Raw genomic sequence first — 10,763 nt, 5'->3', positions numbered from 1 at the left:
GTATAACGACATCCGCGACAAGATCGACGATCTCGCCAAGGACTCGAGCTTCAACGGCATCAACCTGCTGAAGGGCGACCGTCTGTCGATCCAGTTCAACGAGAAGACCGGCAAGAACCAGACCAAGTTGGACATCCAGGGCTCGGACGTCACGTCCGACAACCTCGGCATCGTCAAGGCTGGCAACACCCAGCTCACGGGCCAGGTCAACTTCCAGAACGACTCGGACCTCGACTCCGCGACCAAGGCCCTCACCGGCGCCCTGACCTCGCTGAAGTCGCTGTCCTCGACCTTCGGCGCCAACCTCTCGGTTGCGCAGACCCGTCAGGACTTCACCAAGGACCTGGCGGACACGCTGAGCACCGGCGCCGCCAATCTGGTGAACGTCGACGCGAACGCCGAAGCCGCCAACCTGCTCGCGCTGCAGACCCGTCAGCAGCTCTCGCAGACGGCTCTGTCGCTCTCGAACCAGAGCGAGCAGGCGGTTCTGCGCCTGTTCTGATCTTCGGTCCGCAGAAGCGGATCCGCCCGCAGGACGCGGGACGAAGTCAAAGAGCGGCGGAGCTTCGGCTCCGCCGTTTTCATTTTTCGCGGGTTAACCGCGACCGCCCCTGCGATTAACTTTTTATTATCCTTAACGAGTGATGATCACCCCTGAAATCAGGTTGCATCGCGCCGGAGTCGCGCGTTCAGGGGACCGAAGATGGCCAGCACGATCCTTTCCAGCGGTGTCCGCAACAACCTGCTGACGCTTCAGCAGACCACGGCGCAGCAGAGCGTGATCCAGAACCGCCTCGCCACCGGCAAGAAGGTCAATTCCGCGATCGACAACCCGGTGAACTACTTCACCGCCCTCTCGCTGAACGACCGCTCCAGCCAGCTCACCGGCCTGCTCGACGGCATCTCGAACGGCATCCAGACCATTCAGGCCGCCTCCAAGGGCATCGATGGCATCACGAAGCTGGTCCAGTCGCTACAGTCGACGGTGAAGCAGGCCCAGGCCGACGCCGCTCAGAACCGCCCGAGCAAGGCCGGCACGGCGCTGGCCACCGCGACCGAAGCGGCGATTACCAGCAAGAGCCTCAAGGACATCGCCCTCGACAAGCGCGTGGTCGATGACAACGGCGCGACTGCCAATACCGCCACCGCCACCTATTCCGGCAATGTCGGCGGCCCCACCCTCGCCGCGGGCGACGAGGCGACGACCTCGATCACCCTGACTTCGGGCTCGACGACCTACACCGCGAGCTTCCTCAGCACGAACAGCACCGTCCGCGACGTCGTCAACGAGATCAACAAATCCGGCATCGCCACCGCCTTCGTTGACGAGAAGGGCCAGCTCAACGTCAAGGGCATCGGCTCCGAGAAGGTCCAGTTCGGTATCGGCACCACGACATTCACGCCTGCGGCTGCCGGCGCGCCGACTGCGGCTGAAATCGCCGCGGCCGGAACGACCGCGCTGACCACCGCTCAGGGCGCCACCAGCGACAACACCGATTTCGGCTTTGCGCTGACCGACAACTCCGCCGCCGGCACCACGATCACCGGCTCGAGCATCACCTCCTCGGTCCGCTCGAACCTGATCGACCAGTACAACGATCTCCGTAACAAGATCGACGACCTCGCCAAGGATTCGAGCTTCAACGGCATCAACCTGCTGCAGGGCGACCGTCTCTCGATCCAGTTCAACGAGAAGACCGGCAAGAACCAGACCAAGCTGGACATCCAGGGCTCGAACCTGACCTCGGACAATCTCGGCATCCCGAAGGCCGTCAACACCCAGCTCACCGGCTTCATCAACTTCCAGAACGACGCGGACCTGGACAAGGCAACGCAGTCGCTCACCGGCGCGCTGACCTCGCTGAAGTCACTGGCCTCGACGCTGGGCTCCAACCTTTCGGTCGCCCAGACCCGCCAGGACTTCACCAAGGAACTCGCCAACACCCTGACCACCGGCGCCGGCAACCTCGTGCTGGCCGACCCGAACGAGGAAGGCGCGAGCCTGCTGGCCCTCAACACCCGCCAGCAGCTCTCGCAGACCGCGCTCTCGCTGGCGAACCAGGCCGACCAGGGCGTCCTGCGTCTCTTCGGCTGACGCCGCAGACGCCGCCCGCCCTCCCCACCAGCCAGAAGGCAGGACCGCCATGGCCCTCAAGGTCGAGCTCAAACCGCGCGAACGCATCATCATCGGCCAGGTGGTGATCCGCAACGACGAGCAGCGCACGCGCTTCTTCATCGAGGGCGAGGCGCCCATCCTGCGCGAGAAGGACATTCTGACCGCGGCGACCGCCGACACACCGGCCAAGAAGATCTATCTCGCGATCCAGCTCATGTATCTGGCGCAGGACCCGACGCACGAGCACGAGACCTATTTCCAGCTCGTGCGCGACTTCATCAATGCGGCGCCCAGCGCTTTGCCGCATATTCACGAGATCAATAACCGCATCTTAAGCGACGACCTCTACAAAGCTCTCAAGGCGGCCAGAAAGCTGATCGTCTATGAAGCGGAATTGATCGAGAATGCAAAACGGGTTTAACGCCTACGCTGCCGCGGCCAAGACTGCCCAATCCGTCGTTTCGCCTCGCGAACTCGAAGCCTCCCTCCTGATCAAGGCCGCCACGCGGCTCCAGGCCGTCGCCGACGACTGGAACCAGCGCGAGCGCGAACTCGACGAGGCTCTGACCTATAACCGCCGTCTCTGGACCCTGCTGGTCTCAGCCGTCATCGCCGAGGACAACGCGCTCCCGGTCGGCATCAAGACCAATATCGTCAGCCTGGCCAATTTCATCTTCAACCAGACCTTCAAGATCTCGGCCGATCCGCAGCCGCAATCCCTGGCCATCCTGGTTAACATCAACCGCGACATCGCGGCCGGCCTGCGCGGGCGCTGAACGCCCAAGACCCGATCGACGGAAAACGAAAACGCCGCCCTTTTGGGCGGCGTTTTCGTTTGGCGGGAATGGTGTATCGGCCGTCTTCAGAGATAGTTCGTCAGCGACAGCTTGGAGAGCATCGAGGTCACCTGATAGCTCGCCTGCAATTGCGTCTGCAGGGACAGGATCTGCGTCGCGACTTCCTCCGTCGTGACGTTCTCGACGCCTGCGAGCGTCGTGGTCAGGTAGTCCTTGGTATTCTGGTGGCGCTCCTTCGCGCTGGATAGCGCCGACTGGGCCGAGCCGAGCTCGGTGATGATCTCGGCAGGCTTCTGGGTCGCGCCGCCGAAGCCAAGCTTCTCGCTGACCCGCGAGGTCATCGCTTCGTAGCGCGCCTGCGAATTGGTATCGCCGGCCGGGAAGTTCTCGACGGCCATGATCGCGAACTGGGCGAGGCCGACGCGGAACGCTTCCTCGTTCGCCCGGGCACCGGTGCCCACCGTCTGGCCCTGGTCGACCTGGACCGTCGAGGTGTTGCGCGCCGGATCGGACCCGTCGTCACCGCGATACCAGATCACCGTCGTCGCGGCTGCGCCGGCATTGGTCGGCGGCAGGGTCGCGGTATCGAAGGGAGGCCCCGGCACCCGCTTCGGCGGATTGTTCAGGCTGCCGGCGAAAAAGTCCTGCGCCGCGACCTGCGAGGACGCGGCCGAGAGCGTCGTCTTCGCCTCCTGGCCCAGTGCCGCGTTCATCGAGTTTCGCAGGTTGGCGGCCGTCGCATTGACGTCGGCGCCGATCTCGAAGCTGTCGGCATCGGAGCCGGTGGTGCCCGGCGCGCGGGCGGTGAGCACGACCTGCTCCTGCGTCCCATCCGGCAGGTTGAGCATGATTCGCACCGTATCGCCGGCGGCCGGCTGCGAGGCGACATTCGCCGAGACATCCGCCGGCGGCCCCGGATTGAACGTGGTCGCCAGCGCGGCCGAGCTGCCGGTGATGCCTGCGATCTTGAAACCATAGGGATGGACCGTCGCCTCTTCGGAGATGGTCGCCGTGGTGCCGGCGCCGCCCACGGTCAGCCGGCCGAGCCCGGAGCCGAGATCGGCCTGCCGGCGCTCGTCGATCAGCTGCTTCAGGCCCGCCTTGCCGGCGCCGTCGCCGTTGATGATCTCGTCGAAGCCCGCTGCCGGCTGGGTGTCGGAGGTCTTTCCCGAGAAGAGATAGCGCCCGTTCACGGAGACGTTCAGCAAGTCGAGCGTCTGCTTGAACTTCTCCTCCGCCAGCACCTGTGGCGACGATCGGCCGCTGGCGCTCGGCACATAGCTGTTGGAGCGCGTGTCGTTGCGGGTTTCGCTGGTGAGCTTGGTGAAGTTCTCGACCGACGAGGTCTGCAGCTTGAGATTCACATTGGCGAGGTCGATGCCGCTCAACCAGGAATCGAGCTGCGAGACCTTGCCGTTGAGATCGAGGCTGACGCGCCGATCGATGCCGAGATCGCCATAGCTCGTGCTACGCTGCTTGGTGTCGAGCTGACGCTGGAGATCGTCGAACTGGGCCCGGGTCGAGACGAACTCGTTGGGCTTGGCCGCGCGATAGGCGCCGGTTCCATAGGCTGTGATGGTCATTGCGGCCTCACACTCTCATCAGCACGTCCATCATCTCCTTCATCGTGGAGATGACGCGGGCATTGGCGGCATAGGCGGTCTGAAGTTCGATCAGCATCGACATTTCCTGGTCGACATTGACCTGAGCAGTTTCCTGGAAGCGGCTCTGCACCGAGGCGAGCGCGACCTGCTGGCCCTCGTCCAGGCGCTTGGCCGCTTCCACGGCCTGCCCCTGCGAGGAGACCACGCGCTGGACGTAGTTCGCGATCGTCGTGTTCGCGCTCGCGCTGTTGCCGTCCAGCCCGACGGCGTTGGTGAAGGCGCGCTGGCTCTGCGTCAGCCGGTCCAGCATCAGCTTGGGGCGGGTGACGTCGCCCTGCGCCGTCGCCGGCGAGGTATTGTAGGCGACCAGCAGCGAACGGTCGGCGATCAGGGCTGGGTTGACCGTGATCCGGGACGCGAAGCCCGTGGTCTGTGAGCCGCCGTCATAGGAGCCGGTGAAAGCGTTCCCGGAAGGGCCGTCGACGAAGAAGGGCAGCTCGACCGCGCCACCCGCCGAAGCGAGGACGGAGTTCGTCGGCCGCGCGGTCAGCCCGATGACATCGCGCGTTCCGGCGGCGCCGTCATCGACGATGCGCAGGGTCGAGCCCGTGTTCGAGACCGTGAAGCCCGTGCCGACGGCCGCCTGGATCTGCGCGGCGACGGAAGCCGGGCCGCCCGAGAAATCGATGCCGACGACGCGGTTGTTGGCGTCCCCGCCCGCCGAGGCCGGCAAGGGCAGCGACGCTGCGGAATCGACCCGCACGAAGGTGAAGCGCTGGGTCTGGCCGCCGGGCGTGACCTTGTAGTCGAGCGTGACCGAATTGCCGGACTGCAACCCGGTGAGATCGACATCGAAGCCCGTGGCCGCACCTGCCGTGGCCGGCGTGCCGGCGATCTCGCGGTCCGAAAGCGCCTTCGACATCTGCGCGGCGATCTCGTCGAGCTGCGCCTGGGCCTGGACCAGCGTCTTGTCGCGCAATTCGATATTCGCCGCGATCTCGCCGGAGCGGAAGATTCGGTTCGCGATCGCGTCGGAGGCGTTGCCGGAGGCATCGACGATCTTGATCGTGCCGACGCCGCGCTTGGCCGGATCGATGTCCCACTGGTCGTCGGCACCCAGGCCGGCATGCTCGTCGAACTTGAAGGTGACGGCGGCCGTGCCGTCGAAGAGCTGCGTTCCCGAGCCGGTCACGACGCTGACCGAGCCGCGCGCATCCTCGGTCGTCTTGATGTCGACATATTGCGACAGCTCGGACAGGATCAGGTCGCGCTGGTCCTTGAGGCTCGCGCTGGCGCTGTCGTTCGGGCTGCCGACGATGCGGGTATTGACCTTGGAGAGCGCACCCAGCAGGTCGTTGACCTTGCCGACCGCGCTGGCGAGACCGCTCTCGGCCTGGCTGCGCAGGGCCTGCACGCCGCTGGAGAGCGTGTTGAGCTGGCGCGCGAGCTGACTTGCGTTGTCCAGAACCTGCGAGCGCAGGCTGTAGGACGACGGGTCGTTCTGGAGCGACTGCAGCGCCCCGGTGAACTTGTTGAAGATCGTGTCCAGCGCGGTGGCGCTGCCGGGCTGGCCGTAGAGCTTGTCGAGGCTGGAGAGCGAATCCGCCCGCGTCGAGGTATAGGCGGCGCCCGACGCTTCCTGCCAGAGCTGGTGCTGGACGATCTTGTCCAGCAGCCGCTGGACCTGCGTGTTCTGCACGCCGACCGTCAGCCCGGTCAGGCTGTCGGCGGTCGAGACCGTGCGCCGGACATAACCCGTCGTCCCGGCATTGGCGACGTTCTGCGAGACGACGCCGATGCCGACCTGCGCGGCATTGAGACCGCCGATCGCCGTGTTGAGGGAAGTGCTCAGGCCCATCGCCAACTCCTGTCGCGAGACGCGGCCCTCCTGGGCCGCGGCTTAGGCAGCTATGTCGTTCAGCGGATGATGTTGAACACCGCGGTCAGCATCTCCTGGGCGGTGGTGATGACCTTGGTATTGGCCGAATAGGCCTGCTGGGTGACGATCATCTTCGAGAATTCGTCGGCGATATCGGTGTTCGACTGCTCGACGCTGCCGCCGACCAGCTGCGAGGTGCCGAGACCAATGATCGGGGGGCCGGATTCGATCGTTTCCTCGAAGGCGCCGCCGTCGAGCCGCTTCAGCGAGTTGTCGGCGTTGAAGCGGGCGACCGAGACCTGGGCCAGTGCCACGACCTGGCCGTTGCTGAAGGTGCCGATCACCTGGCCCTCGGCCGAGACCGAGACGCGGTCCAGCGTGCCGGCGGTGTAGCCGTCCTGGCGGATGCTGCGCGCATCGATCTGGCCGCTGACATCGCCGTTCTGGGTCACGCCGTTGCCGCCGGTCGAGAGATTGATGCCGCTGATGGTGGTTCCGTTGATCGTCATGGTCGGCAGTGCGATGTCGCCGCTCGCCGGGCTCACCATCTGTCCGGTGGTGCCGAAGGTGACGTTCTGGCCGGTCTGGACATAGGCGACCTGGCCGGCGCCCGTCGCGCTGGTGTCCTGGGCGACGAACAGGCCCCAGGTGCCCGTCGTCGGCGGAACCGCGGCCGGATTGCCGTTGTCGATCTTGCCCCAGCGCATCTCGACGCTGGTGGCCTTGCCGAGCGTGTCGTAGACGGTGACCGAGCCGCCGGGGATCGAGGTCGCCAGGAAGCTGGTGATATTGTTGCCCATCACCGCGGCGTTGCCGGCGTAGGGGTTCGGCGCCGTGCCGGCCGCGGTGACCGCGGCGGGGTTCAGGAACTCCGTTCCGCCCTGCGTCTTCTGCGTCGTCGCCGGCACCGCGGGAATATTGGCGCGGTACTCGATCGAGGTCGTCGCCTTGGCCGGAAACTGGTCCTTGGTGATCCGCAGCACGTCCGGCTGCGTGCCGACGAGCTGGCCGGTCACCTGGTCGATCTTCAGCCCCTTGAGATAGTAACCCGCGCCGTTGACGAGGTAGCCGTTCGCATCGAAGTCGAAATCGCCGCGCCGCGTGTAGAGGTTCGAGTTGGCGAACTGCGTGTTGGCGCCAACGCCGCTCGCGCGCTGGTCGACCACGAAGAAGCCATCGCCGTTGATCGCGATATTGGTGTCGATGCGGGTCGGGTTGAGATCGCCCTGGATCGAGTTCGTCGCCCGGCTGAACGCCTGGACCGAGCCCGCGACCTGGCGGTTCAGCGCCGCATCCGGCACAAGGTCGGCGAAGCTCGTATCGACGCGCTTGTAGCCCGCCGTCCGCGAGTTCGCGATGTTTCCGGAGATGTTCTCGAGCGCATAGGACTGCGCCGTCATTCCCGAAACCGCCGTGGTCAGCGCACTGAAAACACCCATGGAACCCTCACCTCGACCGGCAGCCCCCCAAGGGCGGCCCACAACTCGAGGCAAGGTTCTGCACGGCGCGTGCCATGCGCGGCCCTATGCGATTTCAAGGAGTTGGATCGTTTACGAAAGGTTTAGCGGCAGTCCGAGCCGGGCAGAATCGCCTCCTGCCGGCAGATTCTGCCGGGTTCAGGCCTCGTCGTTCTTGCCCGCGCCCCGCCATCCGCCGAGGTCGCCCGCGACATCCGACAGCGTCGGAGGAACGGTCTCCACGAAAGGCAGCGGCCGGCAGACGGCAAGCGCGGCGAGCCCGATCCGGGCCGTCAGCATGCCGTTGATCACGCCCTCGCCGAGCTTGGCCGAAAGCCGGGCGGCAAGCCCCTGCCCCACCACCTGCTGGATCACGGCATCGCCCGCCGCCATGCCGCCCGTGAACACGAGATGGTTCATCACCTGCCGCGCCAGACGGAGCAGACCGAGCGTGCCGGGCCGCCCGGCATAGATCCCGGCGATCGAGCGCAGCAACCGCGCGCATGCGACCAGCACGAAGACGACGTCGACCAGCGCCCGTGGGCTCACCGCCGTGACCAGTGAGACGCGCCGCGCCGCCTGCGCGATCTGGGCGGTGGCCAGCGCATCGAGCGGCGCGAGCAGGTTGCGCTCCGCCACCGTCAGCATGTCGCGCGCCGCGAAGAGCTGCGGCAAGGCTTCCTGCAGAGCGGCGCGGCCCTGCGCCGTCTGCGCCCGCCCCTTGTAGAGCGAGACGAGCTCGTCCGTGATCGCCCGGCCCTCGTCCGGCGTGCCGCCCGCCAATGCCGCGACGGCGCGCTCGCGCAAAGCCTCGACCTTGCGCTCGCGCAGAATGTCGCGCAGCACCCGCCCCAGCATGACCAGCAGCGCCAACCCCGCGACGCATGCGCAGACCAGCGCGGCATAGCCGAGCGCCGGATTCTGGCTCATCAGCGAGCGGATCGTGTTCTCGACCCAGACGCCGGCCGCCAGCGCCAGGAAGCCGGACAGGCCGGCCACGAACAGCGAGCCCCAGGAGAAGCGGCGCTTCGCCTTGGCTGGGACGACCGGCACAGCCACATCGATCGGCTCGCTCTCCGGCAGGATCGCGAGATCGCCCTGCCGCAGCGGCGCCTCGCCGAGCGGCTCGCCCGGCTGGGGGTTGTCGAGGCGGATCGCGCGCGGTGCCTTGCTCATCGCGGAACCCCGTTCATGCCAGCTTGTCGCCGATGACGAACTCCAGCGCACGGTCGAGGCGGATCTGCGGCGGCGGCTTCAGGCGCCCGCCCGCATCCGGCGCAACCAGCGGCGGCCGGAAGCGCGGCGCCCTGACCTGCCAATGCACCTTGGGATCGAAGATCGCGTCGGGTCGCTCGGGCAACTCGCCGGGGAAGATCGCCGCCTCGGCTATACCGTCGAAGACCTGCCCATCGATCGTCTCGCCGGCCTCCGGCACGCCGGCGATCGCCGGCAATTCCTCGCGGCCTTCCTTGATCCGCACTTCGTGCGTCGCCCGCACGGCGGCCAGCGCCATCGCCTCGACCCGCGCGCCGGCACCTTGCGCCTGTGACAATGCCCGCCCGACCAGATGCGACATCACCGCCGCCAGCCGGTCATGGCTCGCATGGTGGATATGGTCGGCCTTTGTGGCGGCGAAAAGCACCCGCTCGATCCGCGGTGCGAACATGCTCGACAGCCAGGAATTGCGCCCGACAGAGAACGCCGCGAGCGCCTGCCCCAAGGCGGTTTCGAGATCGGCCAGGGCCGGCGCGCCGGCATCGAGCGCAGCCAGCACGTCGACCAGCACGATCTGCCGGTCGAGCCTTGCGAAATGGTCGCGGAAGAACGGCGTCACCACGACGCGCTTATAAGCCTCGAAACGCTCTGCCATCAGGGCCGCGAGCGTGCCCGGTCGCACGTCCCGGTCATGGCCGAGATCGAGTGGTGCGAAGGTCAGCGCCGGCGAGCCCTCGAGATCGCCCGGCATCAGGAAGCGACCCGGCGGCGTCACCGCGACGGCCTCGGGATCGGCGCGCAGCCGCGCGAGATAGCCCTTGAACAGGTCGCTGGCGGCTTCCGCCGCAAGCTCGTCCGGCGCGCCGTCCGGGTCTCGTCCCGGCAGGTCGGCCAGCCATTCGGCAGCCGCCTCGCGCCGGTGCGCCTTGCGCGCGTCGGCCACCGCCTGCGCCGACCAGGCTTTGTAGTCCTGACCGATCAGCGCGAGGTCGAGCAGCCATTCGCCGGGATAATCGACGATATCGAGCGTCAGCGTCGCCGGCCCCTTGAACCAGCCGGCCGCCCGCTCGTAGTCGATCTCGACCCTGAGTTCGGAGATGCGCCGCGTCGATTCCGGCCAGCGGCGGTCCGGCCCGTTCATCGCCGCGCGATGCGCCTCATAGGGAAAGCGCGGCACCTCCGGATCGGGCTGCGGCACCAGCCGCACGCGGGCGATGCGGCCCTCGGAAGCGGCTTTCAGCACCGGCAGCTTCGCGCCTTCGATCAGGTTCTGGATCAGCGCGGTGGTGAAAACCGTCTTGCCCGAGCGCGACAGCCCGGTGACGCCGATCCGCAGCCGCGGGCGGGCAAGCCCGAGCAGGCTGTCGCCGAAGGCGAGAGCCGCATTGCGGGCGCTATCGAGATAGGGAATGTCGCTCACGACGCCGCGGCGATCATTCGTCAGGGCCTTCGCCCAGCGAACCCGGAGTCACGAAGCGATCGAGCCGGCCTTCGCGCGCTGCAACCGCATGCCAGTGCTCGCTAGCGAAATCGATCACCGCAAGCCCGCAGGTCGGGTATTTCTGGCTCATCCGCGCCGCCGCATAGCGATCGCCATGGCCGGTAAGCAGATGCGCCAGCTCCTCGAAGCCGGGATTATGCCCGATCAGCAGGAGCGTGCGGACATCGCCCTCGACTTCCTGCACGACATCGAGC

Annotated in this window: 10 protein-coding genes; 4 read left to right on the top strand and 6 right to left on the bottom strand. The window is 66.7% G+C overall.

Annotated features, from left to right (window positions below; translation table 11 throughout):
- From JHD80_RS25200 to flaF, 4 genes are all read left to right on the top strand, one after another.
- The coding region (locus JHD80_RS25200; protein WP_282568439.1) for a flagellin at nucleotides 1–502 on the top strand (502 nt) is incomplete at its 5' end.
- A gap of 201 nt (nucleotides 503–703) precedes the next feature.
- A complete protein-coding gene (locus tag JHD80_RS25195; RefSeq protein WP_199092996.1) occupies nucleotides 704–2,095 on the top strand; it encodes a flagellin N-terminal helical domain-containing protein in 1,392 nt (463 codons plus the stop codon).
- 49 nt (nucleotides 2,096–2,144) lie between these two features.
- The gene (gene flbT, locus JHD80_RS25190; RefSeq protein ID WP_199092993.1) at nucleotides 2,145–2,537 is read left to right on the top strand and encodes a flagellar biosynthesis repressor FlbT; all 393 of its coding nucleotides are present in this window, start codon (nucleotides 2,145–2,147) and stop codon (nucleotides 2,535–2,537) included.
- Nucleotides 2,521–2,892, top strand: a complete 372-nt coding sequence (gene flaF, locus JHD80_RS25185) for a flagellar biosynthesis regulator FlaF (protein WP_199092991.1) — start codon at nucleotides 2,521–2,523, stop codon at nucleotides 2,890–2,892. The genes flbT and flaF overlap by 17 nt, the downstream gene beginning before the upstream one ends.
- An 86-nt stretch (nucleotides 2,893–2,978) precedes the next feature.
- On the opposite strand, the gene JHD80_RS25180 is transcribed toward flaF, so the two are convergent.
- The 6 genes from JHD80_RS25180 to JHD80_RS25155 all read right to left on the bottom strand — a co-directional run.
- Nucleotides 2,979–4,496: a flagellin gene (locus JHD80_RS25180; protein WP_199092988.1), complete on the bottom strand. Its 1,518-nt coding sequence runs from the start codon at nucleotides 4,494–4,496 to the stop codon at nucleotides 2,979–2,981.
- A gap of 7 nt (nucleotides 4,497–4,503) precedes the next feature.
- Nucleotides 4,504–6,375 carry a flagellar hook-associated protein FlgK gene (gene flgK / locus JHD80_RS25175; RefSeq protein WP_199092985.1) on the bottom strand — a complete coding sequence of 624 codons (1,872 nt, stop codon included), beginning with the start codon at nucleotides 6,373–6,375 and terminating at the stop codon, nucleotides 4,504–4,506.
- Nucleotides 6,376–6,434: 59 nt separating this feature from the next.
- Nucleotides 6,435–7,835, bottom strand: coding sequence for a flagellar hook protein FlgE (locus JHD80_RS25170; RefSeq protein WP_199092983.1), 1,401 nt, complete (start codon nucleotides 7,833–7,835; stop codon nucleotides 6,435–6,437).
- Nucleotides 7,836–8,012: 177 nt separating this feature from the next.
- Nucleotides 8,013–9,029 carry a YcjF family protein gene (locus JHD80_RS25165; RefSeq protein ID WP_199092980.1) on the bottom strand — a complete coding sequence of 339 codons (1,017 nt, stop codon included), beginning with the start codon at nucleotides 9,027–9,029 and terminating at the stop codon, nucleotides 8,013–8,015.
- Nucleotides 9,030–9,042: 13 nt separating this feature from the next.
- Nucleotides 9,043–10,479 carry a YcjX family GTP-binding protein gene (locus JHD80_RS25160; protein WP_349237348.1) on the bottom strand — a complete coding sequence of 479 codons (1,437 nt, stop codon included), beginning with the start codon at nucleotides 10,477–10,479 and terminating at the stop codon, nucleotides 9,043–9,045.
- Between the two features lie 22 nt (nucleotides 10,480–10,501).
- Nucleotides 10,502–10,763, bottom strand: a 262-nt coding sequence (locus JHD80_RS25155) for a SixA phosphatase family protein (RefSeq protein WP_465246556.1), incomplete at its 5' end; no start/stop codon positions are given.

Source organism: Allobosea sp. ASV33 (genome assembly GCF_016428755.1).
GTDB lineage: Bacteria > Pseudomonadota > Alphaproteobacteria > Rhizobiales > Beijerinckiaceae > Allobosea.
This window is presented reverse-complemented; position numbering and strand designations above follow the sequence as displayed.

Excerpts from the sequence above, each read along its gene's own strand:
- JHD80_RS25195 (WP_199092996.1), top strand. The coding sequence starts at position 704 with ATGGCCAGCACGATCCTTTCCAGCGGTGTCCGCAACAACCTGCTGACG.
- flbT (WP_199092993.1), top strand. The coding sequence starts at position 2,145 with ATGGCCCTCAAGGTCGAGCTCAAACCGCGCGAACGCATCATCATCGGC.
- flaF (WP_199092991.1), top strand. The coding sequence starts at position 2,521 with ATGCAAAACGGGTTTAACGCCTACGCTGCCGCGGCCAAGACTGCCCAA.
- JHD80_RS25180 (WP_199092988.1), bottom strand. The coding sequence starts at position 4,496 with ATGACCATCACAGCCTATGGAACCGGCGCCTATCGCGCGGCCAAGCCC.
- flgK (WP_199092985.1), bottom strand. The coding sequence starts at position 6,375 with ATGGGCCTGAGCACTTCCCTCAACACGGCGATCGGCGGTCTCAATGCC.
- JHD80_RS25170 (WP_199092983.1), bottom strand. The coding sequence starts at position 7,835 with ATGGGTGTTTTCAGTGCGCTGACCACGGCGGTTTCGGGAATGACGGCG.
- JHD80_RS25165 (WP_199092980.1), bottom strand. The coding sequence starts at position 9,029 with ATGAGCAAGGCACCGCGCGCGATCCGCCTCGACAACCCCCAGCCGGGC.